Origin of the sequence: Acetivibrio clariflavus DSM 19732 (genome assembly GCF_000237085.1) — a bacterium.
Taxonomy (GTDB): domain Bacteria; phylum Bacillota; class Clostridia; order Acetivibrionales; family Acetivibrionaceae; genus Acetivibrio; species Acetivibrio clariflavus.
In genome coordinates, this window is record NC_016627.1 from 1,382,367 (window position 1) to 1,403,909 (window position 21,543).

Annotated in this window: 22 protein-coding genes; 20 read left to right on the forward strand and 2 right to left on the reverse strand. The window is 35.5% G+C overall.

Annotation, left to right across the window (positions count from 1 at the left end; translation table 11 throughout):
• The first annotated feature begins 174 nt into the window (after positions 1-174).
• Positions 175-2,523 carry a ribonuclease R gene (gene rnr, locus CLOCL_RS05835; RefSeq protein WP_041715489.1) on the forward strand — a complete coding sequence of 783 codons (2,349 nt, stop codon included), beginning with the start codon at positions 175-177 and terminating at the stop codon, positions 2,521-2,523.
• 67 nt (positions 2,524-2,590) lie between these two features.
• Positions 2,591-3,076 carry a 2-thiouracil desulfurase family protein gene (locus CLOCL_RS05840; RefSeq protein WP_014254475.1) on the forward strand — a complete coding sequence of 162 codons (486 nt, stop codon included), beginning with the start codon at positions 2,591-2,593 and terminating at the stop codon, positions 3,074-3,076.
• Positions 3,077-3,160: 84 nt separating this feature from the next.
• Here CLOCL_RS05840 and CLOCL_RS05845 read toward each other — a convergent pair whose 3' ends face one another.
• Positions 3,161-3,388 (reverse strand): HPr family phosphocarrier protein, encoded by a 228-nt coding sequence (locus CLOCL_RS05845; protein WP_014254476.1) that lies wholly within the window; start codon positions 3,386-3,388, stop codon positions 3,161-3,163.
• Positions 3,389-3,722: 334 nt separating this feature from the next.
• Between CLOCL_RS05845 and mtaB the strand changes: the two genes are divergently transcribed.
• From mtaB to yhbY, 15 genes are all read left to right on the forward strand, one after another.
• The gene (gene mtaB, locus CLOCL_RS05855) at positions 3,723-5,030 is read left to right on the forward strand and encodes a tRNA (N(6)-L-threonylcarbamoyladenosine(37)-C(2))-methylthiotransferase MtaB (RefSeq protein ID WP_014254477.1); all 1,308 of its coding nucleotides are present in this window, start codon (positions 3,723-3,725) and stop codon (positions 5,028-5,030) included.
• A 181-nt stretch (positions 5,031-5,211) separates the two neighbouring features.
• A complete protein-coding gene (locus tag CLOCL_RS05860) occupies positions 5,212-5,481 on the forward strand; it encodes an IreB family regulatory phosphoprotein (RefSeq protein ID WP_014254478.1) in 270 nt (89 codons plus the stop codon).
• Between the two features lie 214 nt (positions 5,482-5,695).
• A complete protein-coding gene (locus tag CLOCL_RS05865) occupies positions 5,696-6,643 on the forward strand; it encodes an aldo/keto reductase (RefSeq protein ID WP_014254479.1) in 948 nt (315 codons plus the stop codon).
• 129 nt (positions 6,644-6,772) lie between these two features.
• Positions 6,773-7,198 (forward strand): Holliday junction resolvase RuvX, encoded by a 426-nt coding sequence (gene ruvX, locus CLOCL_RS05870; protein WP_014254480.1) that lies wholly within the window; start codon positions 6,773-6,775, stop codon positions 7,196-7,198.
• 183 nt (positions 7,199-7,381) lie between these two features.
• The gene (locus CLOCL_RS05875; protein ID WP_014254481.1) at positions 7,382-7,666 is read left to right on the forward strand and encodes a DUF1292 domain-containing protein; all 285 of its coding nucleotides are present in this window, start codon (positions 7,382-7,384) and stop codon (positions 7,664-7,666) included.
• 280 nt (positions 7,667-7,946) lie between these two features.
• The gene (locus CLOCL_RS05880) at positions 7,947-9,047 is read left to right on the forward strand and encodes a DUF3048 domain-containing protein (RefSeq protein ID WP_014254482.1); all 1,101 of its coding nucleotides are present in this window, start codon (positions 7,947-7,949) and stop codon (positions 9,045-9,047) included.
• 311 nt (positions 9,048-9,358) lie between these two features.
• A complete protein-coding gene (locus CLOCL_RS05885) occupies positions 9,359-11,200 on the forward strand; it encodes a TIGR03960 family B12-binding radical SAM protein (protein WP_014254483.1) in 1,842 nt (613 codons plus the stop codon).
• Positions 11,193-12,008, forward strand: coding sequence for a TIGR03936 family radical SAM-associated protein (locus CLOCL_RS05890; RefSeq protein ID WP_014254484.1), 816 nt, complete (start codon positions 11,193-11,195; stop codon positions 12,006-12,008). Before CLOCL_RS05885 ends, CLOCL_RS05890 begins: the two co-directional genes overlap by 8 nt.
• A 9-nt stretch (positions 12,009-12,017) precedes the next feature.
• Positions 12,018-13,514, forward strand: a complete 1,497-nt coding sequence (locus CLOCL_RS05895; RefSeq protein ID WP_014254485.1) for an Rne/Rng family ribonuclease — start codon at positions 12,018-12,020, stop codon at positions 13,512-13,514.
• A 96-nt stretch (positions 13,515-13,610) separates the two neighbouring features.
• The gene (rplU, locus tag CLOCL_RS05900; RefSeq protein WP_014254486.1) at positions 13,611-13,922 is read left to right on the forward strand and encodes a 50S ribosomal protein L21; all 312 of its coding nucleotides are present in this window, start codon (positions 13,611-13,613) and stop codon (positions 13,920-13,922) included.
• 14 nt (positions 13,923-13,936) lie between these two features.
• Entirely contained in the window at positions 13,937-14,266 is a 330-nt protein-coding gene (locus CLOCL_RS05905) for a ribosomal-processing cysteine protease Prp (protein ID WP_014254487.1), read from the forward strand.
• Between the two features lie 3 nt (positions 14,267-14,269).
• The gene (gene rpmA / locus CLOCL_RS05910) at positions 14,270-14,548 is read left to right on the forward strand and encodes a 50S ribosomal protein L27 (protein ID WP_014254488.1); all 279 of its coding nucleotides are present in this window, start codon (positions 14,270-14,272) and stop codon (positions 14,546-14,548) included.
• Positions 14,549-14,808: 260 nt separating this feature from the next.
• On the forward strand, positions 14,809-16,083 hold the full coding sequence (gene obgE / locus CLOCL_RS05915) for a GTPase ObgE (protein WP_014254489.1): 1,275 nt from the start codon (positions 14,809-14,811) through the stop codon (positions 16,081-16,083).
• 186 nt (positions 16,084-16,269) lie between these two features.
• On the forward strand, positions 16,270-16,458 hold the full coding sequence (locus CLOCL_RS05920) for a hypothetical protein (RefSeq protein ID WP_014254490.1): 189 nt from the start codon (positions 16,270-16,272) through the stop codon (positions 16,456-16,458).
• A gap of 158 nt (positions 16,459-16,616) precedes the next feature.
• Positions 16,617-16,907: a ribosome assembly RNA-binding protein YhbY gene (gene yhbY, locus CLOCL_RS05925; RefSeq protein WP_014254491.1), complete on the forward strand. Its 291-nt coding sequence runs from the start codon at positions 16,617-16,619 to the stop codon at positions 16,905-16,907.
• A gap of 74 nt (positions 16,908-16,981) precedes the next feature.
• Here yhbY and CLOCL_RS05930 read toward each other — a convergent pair whose 3' ends face one another.
• Complete coding sequence (locus CLOCL_RS05930) at positions 16,982-17,518, reverse strand: DUF4364 family protein (protein ID WP_014254492.1); 537 nt, start codon at positions 17,516-17,518, stop codon at positions 16,982-16,984.
• A 302-nt stretch (positions 17,519-17,820) separates the two neighbouring features.
• Between CLOCL_RS05930 and CLOCL_RS05935 the strand changes: the two genes are divergently transcribed.
• The 3 genes from CLOCL_RS05935 (at position 17,821) to CLOCL_RS05945 (ending at position 21,455) form a co-directional block, all read left to right on the forward strand.
• A complete protein-coding gene (locus CLOCL_RS05935) occupies positions 17,821-18,504 on the forward strand; it encodes a 4Fe-4S double cluster binding domain-containing protein (protein WP_014254493.1) in 684 nt (227 codons plus the stop codon).
• 193 nt (positions 18,505-18,697) lie between these two features.
• A complete protein-coding gene (locus tag CLOCL_RS05940) occupies positions 18,698-19,171 on the forward strand; it encodes a response regulator (protein WP_014254494.1) in 474 nt (157 codons plus the stop codon).
• A 397-nt stretch (positions 19,172-19,568) separates the two neighbouring features.
• Positions 19,569-21,455 carry an LTA synthase family protein gene (locus CLOCL_RS05945; RefSeq protein WP_014254495.1) on the forward strand — a complete coding sequence of 629 codons (1,887 nt, stop codon included), beginning with the start codon at positions 19,569-19,571 and terminating at the stop codon, positions 21,453-21,455.
• The last annotated feature ends 88 nt before the right edge of the window (positions 21,456-21,543 follow it).

The following is a 21,543-nucleotide window of genomic DNA, read 5'->3' on the forward strand; positions in this document are numbered from 1 at the left end:
CTTTTGTGTTAATAATATATATGTCGAATTTTATAAACCAAGTTTAGATAGATTTATCTATTAATCTTGGTTTTTTTATATCATTTATAAATGTTCTGTATAAACAATAAAAAAAATAAAAGGAGGAAATGCTGCGGAAGGTCTGCAGCAGATTGTGGATAGATGATTGACACGATGCTTGAAAGAAAAGAACGTATTTTGGCATTTATGAGGGAAGATGCCTATAAGCCTTTATTGTTTGGTGAGCTTGTAACGGTTTTGGATGTGCCTAAAGAGGATATTCCGTTATTTCAAAATGTTTTGGATGAATTGGAAGCAGAAGGTAAGATATTTAAGACCCAAAAAGACAGATATGGAGTACCGGAAAGAATGAACCTGATAGTCGGAAGACTTCAGGGAAATGAACGGGGATACGGGTTTGTTATTCCTGATGACGAGAATATAAAAGATATATTTATCTCTGCCGATTCATTGAATGGTGCAATGCATAATGACAGGGTAATTGCAAGAATTAATAAGAAGGTCATTGGAGATAAGAGTGCAGAGGGAGAAATAATCAAAATACTTGAGAGGGCCAACAAAACAGTTGTCGGAACTTTTGAAAGCAGTAAATATTTTGGTTTTGTGGTACCTGACGATAGAAGAATATCGGGAGATATTTTTATACCCAAGGATGAAATAAACGGTGCAAAGTCCGGTCAGAAGGTCATTGCCGAAATAGTTTTGTGGCCGAAAAAAAGGAGAAATGCAGAGGGAAGGATAATTGAAATATTAGGAGATAAAGATGAACCGGGAACAGATATACTGTCGATTATAAAGCAGCATAATCTCCCGGAAGAATTCCCTGAAAGTGTTATTAAACAAGCTAAATCTATACCGCAAGCCGTTACCGAAGAAATGATAAAAGGAAGAAGGGACCTAAGAGATCTTCGTATGGTTACTATTGACGGAGAGGATGCCAAAGACCTTGATGATGCGGTATCGATAGAAAGACTTCCCAACGGCAACTATAAACTTGGTGTTCATATTGCTGACGTAAGCTATTATGTTACCGAGGGTTCGCCTTTGGACAAGGAAGCTCTGAAGAGGGGAACAAGTGTTTACCTTGTGGACAGGGTTATTCCCATGCTTCCAAAGGAGCTTTCAAACGGGATTTGCAGCCTTAACCCACAAGTGGACAGGCTCAGTTTCACTGTGATGATGGAAATAGATTCAAACGGAAAAGTTGTTGACCATGAGATTTTTGAAAGTGTAATCAGAACCAATGAAAGAATGACTTATACCGATGTATATAAGATCCTTGTTGAAAAGGATAAGGAACTTTCCAAGAGATACGATTATCTGGTAGAAGATTTCAAGACAATGGAAGAACTGGCTCTGATACTTAGAAATAAGCGAATGCAGAGAGGTTCCATTGACTTTGATTTTGATGAGGCAAAGATTTTGCTTGATGAGAACGGAAAGCCGATTGATATAAAGAGGTATGAAATAACCATAGCAAATAAGATTATTGAAGAATTTATGCTGGTGTGTAACGAAACAGTAGCTGAGCACTTTTTCTGGGCAAATGTTCCTTTTGTTTACAGGGTTCATGAAGACCCGGATACCGATAAAATAGAAAGTTTTAGTGAGTTTGTTCACAATCTCGGCTATACCTTGAAAGGTATAAACAAAATTCATCCCAGAGCGCTTCAGGATTTGCTTGAAAAGATAAAAGGCACTAAGGAAGAAAGAATTATAAGTACTGTTATGCTGCGGTCTCTTCAAAAGGCAAGATATTCACATTTGAGCGTGGGACATTTTGGATTGGCAGCAAGATACTATTGCCACTTTACATCTCCGATAAGAAGATATCCTGACTTGATTATTCACAGGATAATGAAGGAGTATTTAAAAGGTCAGTTGAATGAAAAAAGGGAAGAGTATCTTGTAGATGCACTGCCGGAAATAGCCAGGATATGTTCCGAGAGGGAAAGGGTGGCCGAGGAAGCGGAAAGAGACACGGAGGACCTTAAAAAGGTTGAATATATGAAGCAATTTGAAGGCAATGTGTTTGAAGGTATTATATCCAACGTTACATCCTTCGGTATGTTTGTGGAACTGGACAATACCGTTGAAGGTTTGGTTAGAATGAGTGATATGGATGACGATTATTATACCTTCGATGACAAACATTATTGCCTTATAGGAGAGAGAACACGTAAAGTGTACCGCATAGGCGATGTGGTTAAAGTAGTGCTTGTAAAAGCCGATATTGGTGCCAGAAGGATCGAATTTACCCTTTATAAGGACGAAGATGCTGAAGAAGCGATGGATAGCGATATAGAAATACTTGAGGAAGAAACTCCTAAGCGAAAACGCAAAGCTAAAGCTGCCGATAAAGAGATATTGGACCATATACAGGGCAAGAAAAAAGACAAGGCAAAGAAACGGGCAGAAAAGTCCAGTAAAAAAAAGGAGAAGTCTGAAAAGAAGTCTGAAAAAAAGAGTAAAAAGAAAGGAAAGAAGAATCAGGAAGAATAAGAAAGAATAAGAATTAAAAGATTATAGGTTCTGCATTTGAAAACAATATTTATAAGAAGGAAGTTATATGGAAAAAGAAAATATACTTGTAAGTGCTTGTTTACTAGGTGTAAATTGCAAATATAACGGGGGAAACAACTATAACAGTGAAATTAAAGCTTTAGCTTCAAAGTATAATCTTATACCCGTTTGTCCCGAGCAGCTCGGAGGATGTCCAACTCCCAGACTGCCTGCTGAAATACAAAAAGGAAGCGGAAGGGATGTACTTTGCGGGAAAGCAAAAGTAATGCGGAAAGACGGCGTTGATGTTTCAGAAAATTTTGTAAAAGGAGCAAAGGAAGTCCTTAATATTGCAAAGCAGACTAATATTAAGCTGGCAATATTGAAATCAAAAAGTCCTTCCTGCGGAAAAGGAAAGATTTATGACGGAACTTTTTCAGGAAATTTGATAGACGGTAACGGTGTTACTGCCGATGTTCTTGAAGAAAATGGAATTACAGTGTTGTCGGAAAAAGATATCGACAAAATAGAGTTATTTTTAAGGCGGGATTAATAAAATAAAGGCCTTGGAACTGAACATTCCGAGGCCTTTTGTGCGCCTTTTTCAGTTAAAAGTGTTCAATACTATAAAAATGTTTTATACTATAAAATTCTTGATTTCATTGTAGAATTCGTCACAATCATCTGAATGCACGTCAACTTTAATTGGTTTACTTAAATCCAAACTGAAAATACCCATGATGGATTTTGCATCAACAACATAACGGCCTGAAGTCAAATCGATGTCAAAGTCATATTTATTTACTATATTCACAAAATCCTTAACATCGGTAATTGATTTTAATGAAATATTGAATGATTTCATGAGAGTTCCTCCTTTTTTCGAATGTTTTACCACCTATTATTATATATATTATCCTGTTTATAGTTGCAAGTCAATTGTGATATTGCTAAAATTTTCTTATGATTTTATGCGATATGTTAAAACATATTTTAAAAATATTTTTGTATACTATATTTTAGACTGTTCCTATAAAAGTAAATTGATTGAAATTGCCGGCTGTTTGGTTATATAGGATTGGTCCGTCGAATTGTCATAAGTCATTAAGCTGCTGAATAAGTTAATAAGCTTGAATTTGTTGTATAGTAAAGTGGATGGTTGTTTGAAATGGAGTTTACATAAAAGTTTGGGGGAAGTTATGAAAAAAGTTGCGTTTTATACATTGGGATGCAAAGTTAATCAATATGAGACTGAGGCTATTTCGGAGATATTTAGAAAAAACGGATATGAAGTGGTTGACTTTGAAGATGTTGCGGATGTTTACATAATAAATACGTGTACTGTTACAAACTTAAGTGACAGAAAGTCAAGGCAGATGATCAGAAGGGCCAAGAAGAGCAATAAAGACTCAATAATTGTGGCAGTGGGATGTTATGCCCAGGTATCTCCCGATGAAGTTTTGGGTATACCTGAAGTAAATCTTGTTATTGGGACTAAAGATAAGGGTAAAATTATAGAGAAGATAAATCTGATTGAAAAAGGTATGAACAAAGTAAATCTGGTTGAAGATATTATGAAAACCAGAGAATTTGAAGAACTGGGAGTGGAAGTATATAAGGAGCGTACAAGGGCGTATATTAAAATCCAGGAGGGATGCAACCAGTTTTGTTCCTATTGCATAATACCTTATGCAAGGGGACCAATAAGAAGTCGTTCCGTTGAATATATTCTCGATGAGGTAAACAGATTGGTTTCGAACGGATATAAGGAAATAGTTCTGACGGGTATCCATATAGCATCCTATGGAAAGGATTTAAAAAATACTTCTCTTCTTGACATTATCAAGAAGGTACATGAAATTGACGGGGTGGAACGAATCAGACTCGGCTCTATTGAGCCCACAACCGTAAACCGCGAATTTGTGGATGAGATAAGTAGGTTAAGAAAGCTTTGCCCGCATTTTCACATATCCCTGCAAAGCGGATGTGACAGCACACTTAAGCGTATGAATAGAAAATACACCACTGAGGAGTATCGCTCGGCAGTCAGTCTCTTAAGAAGCTCTATAGAAGATGTTGCTGTAACAACCGATGTTATGGTAGGTTTTCCGGGAGAAACCGATATGGAGTTTAATGAAACCGTCAAATTCCTTGAAGAGATAAATTTTGCAGCAATGCATGTTTTCAAGTATTCGCAGAGGAAAGGAACTCCTGCAGCTAATTTTGAAAATCAAGTATCGCCGCAAAAGAAAGAAGAAAGGAGCAATATTTTACTTGAACTGTCTGCCCGAATGACCAGAGAGTTTAATAAGAGATTTGAAGGTAGAATTATGGATGTTTTATTTGAACAGGATGTAAAGGATAGAGATGGGATAATAGAGGGATTAACGTCAAACTATATAAAAGTATTGTGTGAAGGCGAGTCCTATCTAAACGGTCAGATACTCAAAGTTAAGTTGCTTGAAGCTGTTGAGGATTATGTCAAGGGAATGATATTAACAAGTTGAGATAATGCCATATTCGAGTACGCCAAACGAAATTTTACCCAGATAATAAAGAGTAATCAAATTCGAAATGTATTGCATAAATTAAACTCTTGTATTACTATATATGTGTGGGCTAATTACATAAAAATTCTAAGCATTTAGATTTTCAGGTCCCATCCTTTATGCAGGAGAGTGATTGGTTATGGCAAACGGCGAGACCATGATGTTTAATGTTGAAAATGAAAAGGTGAATGAGGCGAGGGAGGTAATCTTCTCTGTATTTAAAGCTCTCAAAGAAAAAGGCTATAATCCGATTAACCAAATTGTAGGCTATATATTATCCGGCGATCCTACTTATATAACTAATCATCAGGATGCAAGAAGCATAATTAGAAAATTAGAGCGGGATGAACTGCTTGAAGAAATTCTTAGATTTTACTTGGAAGAGAATAGCAAGGAAGACTCCGTATAAAATACGGGGTTTTTTAGTAGCATTTCCAATAAGATGAATTAAAATTTTTTATAACCTTTTGTAAAGAAAATTATTAAAATAAAAATTTATTTTTTTATAGTAAAAATTTCTCCTTTTATAGAGGGATCTTGATTTCTGTGATGATAAAAAACATTTATAAGTAGGAATGGATAAAATTTAGGAACGGTAAAAACGGAATGGTTGGTGCAGAAAATTGAAATATGTTAAACTCGGGAATACCGGACTTGAAGTGTCGAGAATGTGTTTTGGAGGATTGATTATCGGGCCGCTTCAAGCGAACTTGCCTTTGGATGAAGGAGTAAATGTGATATTAGCTGCTTTAGAGCGCGGCGTAAACTTTATCGATACAGCAGAGCTATATGGAACATATGACTACATAAGGGAAGCCATTAAGAAATCAAAATCAAAACCCATCATTGCTACAAAATCCTATGCTTATTCTACTGAAGGTGCCAAAGCAAGCCTGGAGAAAGCCAGAAAAGAATTGGATATCGATGTTATTGATATTTTTTTGCTTCATGAACAAGAAAGCCGTCTAACTCTCAAAGGCCATCGTGAGGCTCTTGAATACTATATTTCAATGAAGGAAAAAGGAATTATTCGAGCTGTTGGAGTATCTACTCATAATGTGGAAGTAGTTGAGGCTTGTGCCGATATGCCTGAAGTAGAAGTCATTCATCCTTTGGTTAATAAGGCCGGAATAGGAATTGGCGACGGAACAATAGAAGACATGCTTGCAGCTGTAAAGAGAGCGCATGATAACGGAAAGGGTATATACAGTATGAAGCCTTTAGGTGGGGGAAACCTTTTGAAATCTTACAGTGAGTGTATGGATTTCGTGCTGAATATACCATATATTGACTCCATTGCAGTTGGAATGCAATCTGTTGAAGAGGTTATAATGAATATATGCGTGTTTAATAATGAACCTGTTCCGGAAGATATCAGGTCTTCAGTTGCCGGAAGAAAAAAACATCTCCATATTGACTATTGGTGTGAAGGATGCGGAAGGTGCGTAGAAAGGTGCAGACAGGATGCTCTTTACATACAGGACAATAAAGCTAAGGTAATAGAAGAGAAATGCCTTTTATGCGGATATTGTGCAAGTGCATGTTCCTGTTTTGCAATAAAAGTTTGCTAAACATTTATGATAATTGAAAAAGATTCAAAAGAATTGCATTGCTACATATATGGCAAAGATTGAATGTATTGAAATGGGTTTTATTATCAGTTGATAAACAATAAAACACAAAGGTATTTTGGAGGGTTTATGAGGATAATTGGGATAGATTATGGGGATAGCAGAATAGGAATAGCAGTAAGTGACCCTCTTGGATGGACAGCGCAAGGTGTTGAAACTATCAATTGGAAAAATAATATAGAAGAGCCTATTGAAAGAATACTGCAGATTATAAAATATTATGATGCTAAGAAAATTATTGTGGGATTTCCCAAGAACATGAACGGGACCATCGGTCCCAGAGGAGAAAAAACTGATGAATTCATTGAGTTGTTGAAAAGTAAAGTTGAAGAAATTCCGATTATTAAGTGGGATGAGCGATTAAGTACAGTCGCTGCAAACAAAACTATGCATGAGCTGGGAGTAAAAAAATCAAAGAAAAAACAGGTAGTTGACCAGATTGCGGCAGTTTACATTCTTCAGGGATATTTAGACGCAATGGCTTTGAAAGAATGAATATAAAATTTAAAATTGATGGAATAGAATAAAATTATCAGAGAAGACTAATATTAGTGATTTAAAAAATAAGTTTATATGAAATATTAATTAAAACTAAATTTTAACATAAATAAGTAATGGAATTTCTTGAGGTCTATGTTATAATTAGTATTTATAATGCTGAACAGGAGGTAAAAAATTATGTCAGAAGAAAGAGATGATGTAGTTGTTTTGGTGGATGAGAACGGTGAAGAGGTTGAATTTGAACATCTAGACACTGTCGAGCTTAACGGAAATGAGTATGTGGTTCTTCTTCCTGTGGAGGAAAGTGAGGAAGAAAAAGATATTGATGAAGTTGTAATACTTAAAATCGAACACGGCGAGGAAGAAGATAGTTTTGTAAGCGTTGACGATGATGATGAGCTTGAGGCTGTTTTTGAAGAGTTCAAATTGAGAATGGAAGATGAATTTGATTTTGAAGATTAGTTATGAAAAATGAGCAAAAACTCCCTGGATCCGATATTAAGATACAGGGAGTTTTTCAATTCACGGCTTTTGGTTGATAAAAAAGTGATTGTACAGAAAAAAATCAAGGCTTTAAAGTTTTATTTTCATGAATTATTTCCCGGATAAAGGATTTTCATAACCCATGTAGAAATAAATAGGCAAAGCATTATTTTTTGACAGAGAAATATAAACCGATAAATTGCATATGTTTTGTGGAAAGATTATACATTGCATAATAGTTATGATAATGGGGGTTTATATGATTAATAAAAATTGTAAAAAGGTTTCTTTTTTGTTTTTGGCTTTAGTTACATTATTTATATTTGGGGGATGCAGCGACAGGAAAGACTCGGTTAAGGATGCTGAAAATACGCCTGCTTTACCGACACCGGTGGAGACTGTTACCCCTCCTGAAGAAACTATAGCCCCGGAACAGAAAGAAGATGAAAACAAAACGGAAAAGGAAATAGGCGATTTGAATTTTACTTTTCCGACGGAAGGAATCAGGCCTTATGCAGTTATGATTGACAATGAGGGGACAAGACCTTTGCCCCAGGGTGGATTGTACCTTGCACAGATTATTTATGAAATAATAGTAGAGGGCGGTACAACCAGATTAATGCCTGTATTCTGGGATAAAAACCCCGCTATGATTGGCCCGGTAAGAAGTTCAAGGCACTATTTTATAGATTATGTTATGGAACATGATGCCATTTATGTTCATTTTGGCTATAGTCCGAAGGCTATGCAGGATATAAAAAATTATAAAATAAATAATATAAACGGTGTGGCAAACGGTGGTGAAGTGTTCTGGGATTTGACGAACGATAAAAAGAATTGGCAGGATTCTTACACTTCAATGGAAAAGGTAAAGGGATATGTGGAAAAAGTTAAATACAGAACTACCACTGACAAGAGTTTAGCCTTCAAGTATTCCAAAGAGGATTATGATCTTACCGATGGCAGGAGTGCTATAAATGTAAATATAGTATATACATCAAGTTACGACTGCTCTTTTAAATATGATGAATCAAGAAAACTTTATTTGAGATTCAGAAAAGGCAAGCCTCATATGGAAAGGATAACTAATGAGCAGCTGACTGCCAAAAACATTATTATACAAAAGGTATCGAATTATACCATTAAAGGTGATGACGCCGGAAGGCAGGAAGTAAATACAGTGGGAAGCGGAGAAGGCTATTTTATTACCAACGGCAAGTGTATTGATATTAAATGGTCTAAAAAGTCGAGGACCGAACAGACAAAATATTTTGACAGCCAGGGAAATGAAATTGTTCTCAATCCAGGACAGACTTGGATACAAATTACACCGACCTATGGAAAGGTAACTGTTGAATAAAAAATATTTTTAAATTAAGATTAAAAAAACTTTGAAATTATTAAATTTCAAAGTTTTTTTAAAAAATTTTTTGATAAGCCGGTTTAGTGGAATAAAAACTCATATACTAAATAAATTGAATATGTTCTGCTCAACATCAAAGTTTTTTATTGCTAAAAATTCATCAATTGGTTATTATAAGTATATGGTAAAAAATCATATTATGTTAAACTTATGTCAATGATACATGTTGTATTTTGTTAAATTGTCGAACACATATACTCTATGAAATGAATTTTAGTAAACCATTATGCTATTTTGGAGAGGATAATTTGAGTATAAAAATAAGCGATAAAATATTGCAAAGCGTTGAAAAACCTGCAAGATATATTGGTAATGAGTGGAATAGTATTCATAAAGATCCTTCCGGTGTCGAAGCAAGGTTTGCCTTTTGTTTTCCGGATGTATACGAAGTAGGTATGTCTCATTTGGGGATGAAAATTTTATACCACCTTCTTAATGAGAGAAAGGATACTTACTGTGAGAGAGTGTTTGCACCGTGGGTGGATATGGAAGCTAAGATGAGAGAAAACAATATACCTCTTTTTTCTCTTGAAACCCATGAGCTGGTAAAAAATTTCGATATTGTCGGATTTACTCTGCAATATGAAATGAGTTATACTAATATTATTAATATGTTGGACTTGGCACAAATACCGATTTTTAGCCAGGACAGAACAAAAGAGCATCCCTTTGTGTGTGCCGGGGGTCCCTGCGCATATAACCCCGAGCCTTTGGCTGACTTTGTAGACTTTTTTATGATGGGTGAGGGGGAAGAGATAATTAATGAAGTAATGGATGTATATATAGATTGGAAAAGGCAAAATTTGCCCAGAGAAAAATTTTTGGATGCAATTTCTCAAATTGAAGGTATATATGTACCGGCTTTTTATAAAGTGGAGTACAAAGAGGACAATACAATTTTAAAAATAGAACCGGTGAAGGAGAAATATCCGAAAAAAATAAAGAAAAGAATTATAAAAGATCTTGATAAAGTCTATTTTCCTGAGAAAGTAATTGTCCCTTATATGGGCATAGTACATGACAGAATTATGCTCGAGCTTTTTAGAGGTTGTATACGAGGATGCAGGTTTTGTCAGGCAGGGTATATATATAGGCCGGTGAGAGAGCGCTCTCATGAAAGGCTTTTAGAACTTGCCAAATCTTTGGAAAACAGTACCGGTTATGAAGAAATATCCCTTACTTCATTAAGTACCAGCGATTACAGCTCTTTTAAAGAGTTGGCGGAAGGTTTGCTTGTGGATATGGAACCTAAGAAGGTAAACCTTTCATTGCCGTCGTTAAGAATTGATTCTTTTTCGCTGGAACTTATGGAGAAAGCTCAAAAGGTCAGAAAAAGCGGTTTGACTTTTGCCCCTGAAGCAGGAAGCCAGCGTTTGAGAAATGTAATAAATAAAGGAGTTACAGAACAGGATTTGATAAACTCGGTAAAGACTGCTTTTAATGGCGGATGGAGCAGTGTTAAGCTGTATTTTATGATTGGGCTTCCTACAGAAAACTTTGACGATATTAGTGGTATTGCAGACCTTGGCCATAAGGTAGTGGATGCCTATATGTCAACTCCTAAGGAAAACAGAGGAAAGGGATTGAGTGTTGTAATAAGTACTTCTTCTTTTGTTCCAAAACCTTTCACACCTTTTCAATGGGAGCCGCAGGATGAAATGGCAACACTTAAGGAAAAGCAAAAGTTTTTGCAGAGCAAAATTAAAAGCAAGCACATTAAATATAATTGGCATGATCCTGAATTGAGCTTTCTTGAAGCTGTGTTTGCAAGAGGGGACAGAAGAGTTGGAAAGGTATTGTATGAAGCTTTCAGAAAAGGTTGTAAGTTTGACAGTTGGGGTGAACATTTTAAGTTTGACAAATGGATGGAGGCATTTGCCGAATGCGGTATAGACCCTCATTTTTACGCTAACCGTAAGAGAGAGTTTGAAGAAGTACTGCCATGGGATCATATTGATATAGGTGTTTCCAAGGAACATTTTATTAAAGAAAACAAAAAGGCATATAATGAAGAGGTTACTCCAAATTGCAGAGCAAAATGTACCGGATGCGGAGCAACAGTTTTTGGTGGAGGTATCTGCTTTGATTAGTATTAGAGCTAGGTTTACAAGGGGAGAAGAAATAAAGTTTATATCCCATTTAGATATGATGAAGATGTTTGAGAGGGCTTTAAGGCGTTCAGGGTTACCTGTTTACTATTCTCAAGGGTTCAACCCCCACCCTCAGATTGTGTTTGGGCTGCCCTTATCCGTGGGAGTGACCAGTGAGGCAGAGTATGTAGATATTGTCTTTAGTGATTATGTGGAACCGAGACAATTTATTGAGATAATGAACAAGCAGATGCCCAAAGGATTGGAGATTTTAGAAGCTGGAATTAAGGAATCAAAATCCAATATTATGGCATCAATTTCAAAGGCTTCTTATGAGGTTTTGGCAACTATATCTCAAAATCCTTGTATAGATGAAATTAACGAAAAAATTGAGCAATTTTTGAATAATAGCGAGATACTAATCCAGAAAGAAAGTAAAGGTAAAGTAAAAAAGGTTAATATAAAACCGATGATTTATAAATTTAATGCGTATTATATTGATAACGGGAATATTGTTGAGCACAATAAAGATGCTCAATTTTCTAATATAGCTCTTTTAGAGTATATAAATAACATAAATCATTCTCTTAGCTTGCAGGAAAGAGAGAAAATAAAAGGCTATTACGGATTTTCCTTGCTTGTTGCTGCAGGAAGCATGGCAAATTTAAAACCGGAATTGGCATTGCAAGCTTTTGGAGAATGGACAGGTTTTGATTTGGATGTTATAAAGATACATCGTTCAGGTCTTTTTATCGATAAAGGGGATAGGACACTGACCCCTCTTGATAATGAACTATTAGCTATATGAGGTGGTAATATGGTTAGTGAGATAATTGTAGATGTGGGTCTTATCGAAAAAAGGGTAGCACTTCTGGAAGACAAAGAATTGGTGGAAATATTTATTGAAAGAAACGATTCTGAAAGACTGGTCGGAAATATTTACAGAGGCATAGTACGGGATGTTTTGCCGGGTATGCAGGCGGCATTTATAGATATAGGATATGATAAAAATGCTTTTTTATACGTGGGAGATGCGGTATCGCAAAAGGAGTTTTCGGAAGATGAGGAAGATTTGTATACCGATGTGAAAAGCTATCACATTGAAGAAATATTAAGACCGGGTCAAGAAATAACTGTGCAGGTAATAAAAGAACCGATAGGAACCAAAGGTCCAAGAGTTACTACCCATATAACCCTTCCGGGAAGGCAACTTGTTCTTTTGCCTAACGCTGATTACATAGGTATATCAAGGAGAATAGAAGATGAAGAGGAAAGAGCAAAATTAAAAAAAATAGCCGAAAAGATAAAGCCCAAGAATATGGGGTTGATTGTCCGGACTGTTTCTGAGGGGAAAAGAGAGGAAGACTTTAAAAATGATATTAATTTTTTGGTTAAATTGTGGGAAAAAATAAAGAAGAGCGAACAGAGCGGTCCTGTACCCCGGTGTATTCACAGGGATTTAAATATTATTTACAGAGCTGTCAGAGATATGTTTACCTGGAACATAGATAAATTTATTATAAATGACCGGCAGGAATACTATAAAGTATTGGAACTTGTAGAGATGACTTCACCGGCTCTGAAGCTAAGAGTAGAATATTTTAATAAGAATATTGATTTATACCAGTATTATCAGATAGATTCCATGATAGAAAAGGCCCTTGCCAAGAAAGTGTGGCTTAAATGCGGAGGATATATTATTATTGAGAGGACGGAGGCACTTACAGTTATAGATGTAAATACGGGGAAATATGTAGGGAATAATAATCTTGAGGAAACGGTGCTGAGAACAAATTTAGATGCTGCAAAAGAGATTGCCAAACAGCTCAGGCTAAGGGATATTGGCGGAATAATAATAATAATTGATTTTATTGATATGCATGAACCGGAACATCAGAAGCTGATTATCGAGACGCTGAAGCAGGCACTTAAGAAAGATCGCACAAAGACAACAGTGGTGGGAATGACAGGACTTGGACTTATTGAAATGACCAGAAAAAAAGTAAGAGAAGGTTTGGCCTCAATAATGTTATGCGATTGCCCTGTATGTGAAGGTTCAGGCAAGATACTTTCTCCCGAATCGGTAGCCAGAAATGTTGAAAAAGAAATCAACAGATATCTTACAGAAACAATAGCCAATGCAATTCAGGTTGAAGTACATCCGACGGTTGCAAGAGTATTATTGGGTGAAAACGGGGATAATATTAAGAGAATAGAGAGTACATTTAATAAAAAAATTGTTATAAAGGAGTCTGATGAAGTTAACAGTCAGGAAATTAAGATAAAGGAGATTGACATAGATTCATTATTGTGATAAAATTGCGTGGTAGCCGCACAGTGTAGGCTGTAAAATGCAGTATATTTTATACTGCTGCCTTTGCTGGCGAGACTGGTTAGGGAGGTGTGTAGCATGTACGCAATTATCGAGACAGGTGGTAAGCAGTACAAAGTTCAGGAAGGAGAGGTTCTTTTCATTGAGAAATTAGCTCAGGAAGAAGGCTCTTCTGTGACTTTTGACAAAGTTGTGGCTGTTTCAAGTGGAGATAAGGTTGAGTTTGGTGCTCCTTATGTTTCCGGGGCAAAAGTTCAGGCTAAAGTGCTTAACCATGGTAAAGACAAAAAAATAATTGTTTTCAAGTACAAGCCTAAGAAAGGCTATAGAAGAAAACAAGGCCACAGACAACCTTATACAAAAGTACAAATCGAAAAGATAAATGCTTAAGGTAATTTATTGATATGATTACTGTAAATATAGTAAGAGATAAAAGTGGATTTATTTGGCAGTATATAGTGGATGGGCATGCAGGATATGACGAAGCGGGAAAAGACATTATATGTGCTGCGGTTACTGCAGTAGCCTATACGGGAATAAATGCACTTATGGAATTGGCAGGAATTAAAAGCTACGGCTTAGAGAACGGATATATGATTTGTTCCGTACCTACTGACATTTCACCGGAATTGAAGGAAAAAGTCAGTATAATACTTGAGACCGTAGCAGTTGGTTTCAAACAGTTGGAGTTATCTTATGGAGATTATGTAACGGTTTTGGATGAGGAGGTGTAACCTATGATTAAAGTTGATTTGCAGCTTTTTGCACATAAAAAGGGAGTTGGAAGCTCCAGGAACGGACGTGACAGCGAATCGAAAAGGCTTGGAGTAAAAAAAGGTGATGGTCAGCCGGTTTTAGCTGGGAACATCATTGTTAGACAGAGAGGAACAAAGATTCATCCAGGTCTTAATGTAGGTAGAGGCAGCGATGATACTTTGTTTGCATTGGTAGACGGTAAAGTTAAGTTCTCAAGATTAGGTAAGGACAGAAAACAGGTAAGCGTTATTCCGGTTTAACGGAAAATGCAGCTTCTATTTATAAAACATTACAAGACCAGTGGAAATCCCGGCAAGTGCCGGGATTTTAGTTTTATTGCTTGTGCTTTTGAGTTAATAGATAGAGGAAAATTAGAGGACTAAAGTCTCAGAATTTTTATTTGTTAATTAGAAATACTATAATAATGTAGTGAAGAACTGAATGTTCTTGAAACTGCTTTTTGATTTTGAGAAATTTTTAAAGCATCTATTGAAAAACATTGGCAATGGAGTTGAAATAAATGTTTATTGACAGTGCAAGAATTTATATTAAAGCTGGAGACGGCGGGAATGGTGCGGTATCTTTTCATAGGGAAAAATACATAGCTAAAGGCGGCCCGGACGGTGGAGACGGCGGTAAAGGCGGAGATGTTATATTTGTTGCCGATGAAGGTTTAAGAACTTTGCAGGATTTCCGCTATAAAAGAAAGTATATAGCCGAATCGGGTGAAAACGGAGGTTCGTCCAACTGTTCCGGACGCAGCGGTGAAGACTTGATAATAAAAGTGCCAGTAGGCACAATTATAAAAGAAGAGACAACGGGACGTATAATTGCCGATCTTGTGACTCCAGGACAAAAAGTTGTGGTGGCAAAAGGAGGAAAAGGCGGAGCGGGAAACCAGCATTTTGCAACTCCTACCAGACAAGTACCTAATTTTGCCAAAAGCGGCGAGCCGGGGGAAGAGTTTTATGCTGTTTTAGAGTTAAAGCTTTTGGCTGATGTCGGACTTATTGGATATCCTAATGTTGGAAAATCCACAATCCTTTCAATGGTATCTGCGGCAAGACCTAAAATTGCAAATTACCATTTTACCACTATAGACCCTAACCTTGGAGTCGTAAGAGTTGATGAAGGTAAAAGCTTTGTTATGGCGGATATACCTGGTTTGATTGAAGGGGCTCATGAAGGAGTGGGGCTGGGCCATAAATTTTTGAAGCATGTGGAAAGAACCAGAATGCTTATTCATGTTGTTGATATATCCGGTTCTGAGGGAAGGGATCCTATAAGGGATTTTGAAATTATAAATGATGAATTGAAGAAGTACAGTGAAAAGCTTTTCGAAAGGTTGCAGGTAATTGCCGCTAATAAAATAGACATTACCGGAGCTGAGGAAAACCTTGAAATCTTTACAAAAGAGATGAATGCCAGAGGATATGAGGTTTTTCCCATTTCTGCTGCAACAGGACAAGGTCTTAAAGAACTGATTTACTATGTTTCGCAAAAACTGGATGAATTGCCTAACACCGTATTGACCGATGATACTGCGGAGGAAGTGGTATATACAGCAGAGGAAGAGGAACCTTTCAAAGTATACAGGGAAAATGATGTTTATGTCGTTGAGGGCAATTGGGTGCGAAAATTGGTAAACTCAACGAATTTTGACGATTATGAGTCTCTTCAGTATTTCCAGAGGGCAATCAGGAGAAAAGGAGTTGTGGAGGCCCTTGAAAATTTGGGTATAAATGAGGGAGATACTGTGAGAATGTATGACTTGGAGTTTGAATACTTCAGATAATAGTTTAAATTAGAAATTAAATTTACTATACCGGAGTTCGTTCTTATGCTGCAGTTTTTAATGCCGGAGTAGCTGCATTTTAAGCGTGCATGGGAATAAAGAACTACTGGACAAACATACTTTTGATAATGTAAAATATATATATAACAAACTGTATTAAAAAATGAAGGAGTAAAAGTAAGAGTTATGGAATGCTTGAAATGTGAAAATTGCAAAACCGGCAGTGCAGCATATTTCTGCCCGATGAAAAATGACTTTGTACTGAATGTGGAGGCAACATCACAAGTTATTGAAAAAAGCAGGACGGGATGGAAAAAAGGACAGCCTAATTACGAGGTTCATAGAAGGCGAAGTCGAAAAGAGGTTGAAGTGTAAATATGGATTGAGGTGCGAAAATATCGAAGGGATAGAATCTTCTATCCCTATTATTACGTCTGAAAATAGAGAATGGCAGGATTTTATTATATAATTTAAATGAAACGGTCAATACTAATTAACTGTAAATAATTTTATATTGGAGGAGAAGGGAATAGATGTTGACAGGGAAACAACGCAGTTATTTAAGAAGTCTCGCAAATAACATTGAACCTATATTTCAGGTGGGTAAAGGCGGAATCAATGAAAACATGGTGAAGCAATTTAATGAGGCATTGGAAGCCAGAGAACTTATCAAAGTTTCAGTGCTGAAAAATTCAGCCGATGACATCCGTACAATTTGTAATGAGGCAGCTGAATTAACCGGTTCGGAAATAGTGCAGGTTATTGGCAATAAATTTGTGTTGTATAAGGAGTCAAAGGAGAATAAGGTTTTGGAGTTGCCGTAATACCCAATACAAGTTCATTAAAATGTTAAATAATATAAAAATTCGGGCTATATAAGCCCTTTTTTGATTTGTTTTTAATCTCTTTTTTTCATAAGACTTGCAAGTATTTCCTCATAAATTTGATGAGAATACTTTTTCCAGTTTTCGCAGATAGTATTGCAGTCGCTTTTGGTACCTACAGATATCTCTAAATCTATGAGTGAAAAGTTATCTTCATGCACCTGGCATTTAACGATAAATTCGTTTTCGCTTTCGGGTTTGTATTCGGCCCTGACTAAAGTTTCGTTTTTAATTCTTTTTCTTATTTCGGTTATACTTCTGTCAATATTATTTTTAATGCCTATAGGAATATGATTTATAAAATAGTCAAGGATTTGTTTTCCGGCAGGTGTTATTGTATAAAAGGTTTTGTTGTCTTTGACTTCGGCAGATAAATACTCAAGCTCACACAATTCGTTTAAAAATTGTTGAAAAATAAAATAGTTCATAAATTGATTTTCAAGAATTATCTTTGTAATTTGCAAATTGCTTATAGGCATCTTTGCCATATCTATAATATAAAGGAGAATAAGCTTATTTTCAGCAAGTTCTTTATTTTTTAATGCACTCATTAAAATACCTCCGCAATATCAAAAAAATTACCGTTGCCTTTTAGCATTGCAAATTTTCTATCAGTTATTTTGTGTATGTGTTTTATGAATTCATATAGTCTATATAGAAAACACTATTCTATATTATAGCACAATTATAACACAGTTAATTTGTATAAGCTATATTGCCCGCGTTGGTTTGGGGAAATTATTGTAAATATTAGTATTTGATAAGCATACCGGTAATATGCTAATATATAACTGCAGCAGAAATTGCGATGATGTCTAATATATTTCATTTCATATAGAAGGAGATAGGTATTTTGGAATTCGTCAAGGAACTGGAAATGAATTTAAAACAAAATGGTGCAACTTTAGTTGGTTACTCCAATGTATACGAAAATCTTCCTGAAAATTTAAAAGAATTAAAATTTGCTATAACAATTGTTGTAAGACTTTCCGATTTTATTATTGATGAGATAACTGATAAACCTACTTATACTTACTTTCATCACTATAGGGCTGTAAATGCACTTATTGACCAAATTACCCTTAGGGGAATGCTTTTAATTCAGGATAAAGGATATAAGGCTTTGGCAGTGCCTGCTTCTCAGACAGTTAATGATGTTAAAGATAAGTATTCAGGGATATTTCCTCACAAAACTGCAGCAGTAAAGGCAGGCTTGGGATGGATTGGGAAAAGTGGACTTTTTATAAGTTCACAATATGGTCCAAGGGTTCGATTGGGTACCATACTTACCGATATGGAGATTGCTTGCAATAATGCTGTTATACCTAGCCAATGCGGTGACTGCAGCAAATGTGTTGAAAGCTGTCCTGCTATGGCTTTGAGTGGCAAAAGTTGGGTACAAGGCTGTGACAGGAGTGATATCGTTGATGCAAAGGCTTGTAGTGACTATATGAACTTGAATTTTAAGCATATAGGAAGAGGCTCGGTATGCGGTATATGTATGAAGATTTGCCCATGGCATGTATCCAAAAAATAAGATATAATATAATTGATATTTGTTATTTTTGAAGATTTTCTCAAAATTGGCACTTTAGAAAAATAAACTTTGGACGATAAAAAATACAGATGGCTTGAATATTTTATGGCGAACTTTTTACTCTCTGTTGATAGTATCTTAAGCTAATTATTCCGATAAATAATATATTACTATATACAGGAGATATCGCACTATGAAAAGAGTTCTTTTGATTAATGACAGTAAGCTCGAAAATGCAATAATGAAAGATATGCTAAGTTCTATCAATTATGAGGTCAGTACAACCGACGAATATCATGCAATAAAAGCAGTACAGGATTTTTGCCCTGATTATATAATAACAAATTATATTATGAAGGAAATTAACGGAGATCAATTGGCAGCAGTAATAAAAGTACAATATCCCAATGTAAAATGTATAATATCGTCGAGCAATCCAATTGATATTGGTAATTTTGACCGAAAGAAGATAAATGCGGTAATTAAAACCCCTATAGACAGGAACGAATTAAAAAGAGTTTTAGAAAACGTTTCAAATGAAAATGCAGCAAAGCAAGTTGATTCTGAAGCTATCGAATCCAATAAGCATTGCAATAAGTGCGGAAAGTTATTGGATTTTAATTTTGGTACCTATTTTTTCTGCCCGTTTTGTGGAAATAAGATATAAGTTTTACCGTGCAATTCCAATAAAGCATGTTTCGGTTTGCCTTATCTTTGTATTGAGTTTCCCTTAAAAGAGATTAACCTTTTCAAAACTTTCACCTAACTCTGTAAAGTATCATAAAATTAATACGTGCTGTTTTTAAAATCTTTTCGTATTATATTTAATGCGATAAAGATTTTTTTGTTTTTACCGCCTGAATCGTGCAGGCATTAAATTGAATACTGCCTTTATAAACATTATTTTTACGAATTAATTAACATTTAGATATAATCCGTTATTAATTCTGCATATCATACAATATAACTTTATGCCATAAAAACTCACTTGATTTTTTCTTTTATTTGATTTAGGCTTATATTTGTTCGAATGTAAAATATATATAGGATATGAGGGGTATAGTATGAATATTAAGCTTGAACGAGTAAAAGTGAAACCGTTTATAGATATAACTGAGCAGTTTAATTGGTACGACCTTATCTATATTGCTTTTTTTATGGCTGCCATACTTTGCAAAGCCGTGTTTATGCAATTCCAAATGCATATTAGCTTTAGGCCACTTTTTTCTAAAATCAATATATTTATGACAATTTCCAGTGTGGGCTTTGTATTAATACTATTTGCATTTTTATTTATTTTTTATTCAAGGAATAAAGTGGCATTTTTAATTGCTAACATTGTTTTATCGGTGCTTTTTTTCTCGGATGCAATGTATTTCAGATATTACAATACCATTATATCGGTTCCTGTAATATCCAACGCAAGATTTTTAGGCTCTGTGGGAGACAGCATCGTAAGCTTGCTAAGAAAAAGTGATATTTTATACTTTATTGATATTCCGCTATTTTTGCTGTACTCAATTATTTTTAGGAAAAAGGCAGTTAAAAGTCAGATTTTTAGTCGTTTGATAATATCGGTTTTTGCATTTGCATTAGGTGCAGGAAGTTTTGCCGTTGCCAAAAGCCAAAACGATTTTTCAATTTATGATAATAATTATATTGTAAAAAATTTCGGTTTGGGTTATTTTCACTATTATGATGCAAAAAAATATATTGCCGAGAATTTGTTACGAGACAAGAAGTTAAGCAGTGAAGAGGAACAGGATATTAGAAATTATTTGGATAAGAAAAGTAATAATTCGGTGGGAAAGTATAACAGTATAGCAAAAGGAAAGAATTTAATAGTTATCCAGGTTGAAGCTTTGCAAGAATTTGTTATAGGCCTTAAGGTGAATGGAAAGGAAGTTACACCGAATTTAAACAAACTTCTTAATGAGAGTGTGTACTTTGAAAATATTTATGTACAGGTGGCAGGAGGCAATACTTCCGATGCAGAATTTATGACAAACAATTCATTGTATCCGGCAAAAGAAGGAACTGCCTATTTCAGATTTGCTACCAACACATTCAAATCACTGCCAATGATGCTGAAAGAGGCTGGATATAATACTTATGCCGCCCATGCCTATAGTCCTAGCTTTTGGAATAGGACGGAAATGTACAAGGCTCTTGGGTTTGACGATTTTATAAGCCAAAGTGACATGGTTCTGGACGAATTTATTGGCTGGGGAGGATGGGCTTTAAGCGATGACTCATTTTACAGACAGACTTTGGAAGCTATTGATAAAAGCAAACCCTTTTATGCTTTCCTGGTAACTCTGTCAAGTCATCACCCCTATTCATACTTTAATGACAAGGATAATTTCGATGTGGGGAAATATGACAAGACTTACCTTGGTAATTATTTAAAAGCACAGAATTATGCTGATGCTGCTATAGGTCGGTTCATTGAGAAGCTAAAGAAAGAGGGACTTTATGAAAATAGTCTTATAGTTATATACGGAGACCATCATGGACTTCCTAAAGATCAGGCAGGTGACCTGTTTAGTTTGATTAATGTGAGTAACAGCAAATTGGAATGGGCAAAGCTTCAAAAAGTGCCTCTTATAATACATTATCCGGGTTTGGAAAGTCAAGTTGTTGAAACAATTGGGGGACAGATGGATATAGGACCGACTATTATAAATTTAATGGGGTTGGATGATTATTTTGTACTGGGAAAGGATTTACTCAATTGTGACAAAGGTTATGCAATTTTGAGAAACGGTTCGGTAATAACCGATGAGTTCTATTATTTCAGTGATGAAAATAAAGTATATGATTTTAAGAGCGGCAAGGAACTTGACAGGGCTGCATATGATGAAGAAATAAAGCGGTATCTTGAAGATTTGAGAATATCGGATTTGATATTGGAAAAGGATGCTTTTGCAAAAATGAAATTTGATCGGTAACCATGTTGATAAGATATTAAAAAGAAGTAAGACTACAAAAAATCTGAAAATTTTTCAATTTCCAGATTTTTTGTAGTTTTTTCATTTG

Excerpts from the sequence above, each read along its gene's own strand:
- yhbY (WP_014254491.1), top strand. The coding sequence starts at position 16,617 with ATGTTGACAGGGAAACAACGCAGTTATTTAAGAAGTCTCGCAAATAAC.
- CLOCL_RS05905 (WP_014254487.1), top strand. The coding sequence starts at position 13,937 with ATGATTACTGTAAATATAGTAAGAGATAAAAGTGGATTTATTTGGCAG.
- obgE (WP_014254489.1), top strand. The coding sequence starts at position 14,809 with ATGTTTATTGACAGTGCAAGAATTTATATTAAAGCTGGAGACGGCGGG.
- CLOCL_RS05880 (WP_014254482.1), top strand. The coding sequence starts at position 7,947 with ATGATTAATAAAAATTGTAAAAAGGTTTCTTTTTTGTTTTTGGCTTTA.
- CLOCL_RS05945 (WP_014254495.1), top strand. The coding sequence starts at position 19,569 with ATGAATATTAAGCTTGAACGAGTAAAAGTGAAACCGTTTATAGATATA.
- CLOCL_RS05845 (WP_014254476.1), bottom strand. The coding sequence starts at position 3,388 with ATGAAATCATTCAATATTTCATTAAAATCAATTACCGATGTTAAGGAT.
- CLOCL_RS05920 (WP_014254490.1), top strand. The coding sequence starts at position 16,270 with ATGGAATGCTTGAAATGTGAAAATTGCAAAACCGGCAGTGCAGCATAT.
- ruvX (WP_014254480.1), top strand. The coding sequence starts at position 6,773 with ATGAGGATAATTGGGATAGATTATGGGGATAGCAGAATAGGAATAGCA.
- CLOCL_RS05840 (WP_014254475.1), top strand. The coding sequence starts at position 2,591 with ATGGAAAAAGAAAATATACTTGTAAGTGCTTGTTTACTAGGTGTAAAT.
- rplU (WP_014254486.1), top strand. The coding sequence starts at position 13,611 with ATGTACGCAATTATCGAGACAGGTGGTAAGCAGTACAAAGTTCAGGAA.
- CLOCL_RS05860 (WP_014254478.1), top strand. The coding sequence starts at position 5,212 with ATGGCAAACGGCGAGACCATGATGTTTAATGTTGAAAATGAAAAGGTG.
- rpmA (WP_014254488.1), top strand. The coding sequence starts at position 14,270 with ATGATTAAAGTTGATTTGCAGCTTTTTGCACATAAAAAGGGAGTTGGA.
- CLOCL_RS05940 (WP_014254494.1), top strand. The coding sequence starts at position 18,698 with ATGAAAAGAGTTCTTTTGATTAATGACAGTAAGCTCGAAAATGCAATA.
- CLOCL_RS05895 (WP_014254485.1), top strand. The coding sequence starts at position 12,018 with ATGGTTAGTGAGATAATTGTAGATGTGGGTCTTATCGAAAAAAGGGTA.
- CLOCL_RS05930 (WP_014254492.1), bottom strand. The coding sequence starts at position 17,518 with ATGAGTGCATTAAAAAATAAAGAACTTGCTGAAAATAAGCTTATTCTC.
- CLOCL_RS05875 (WP_014254481.1), top strand. The coding sequence starts at position 7,382 with ATGTCAGAAGAAAGAGATGATGTAGTTGTTTTGGTGGATGAGAACGGT.
- rnr (WP_041715489.1), top strand. The coding sequence starts at position 175 with ATGCTTGAAAGAAAAGAACGTATTTTGGCATTTATGAGGGAAGATGCC.
- mtaB (WP_014254477.1), top strand. The coding sequence starts at position 3,723 with ATGAAAAAAGTTGCGTTTTATACATTGGGATGCAAAGTTAATCAATAT.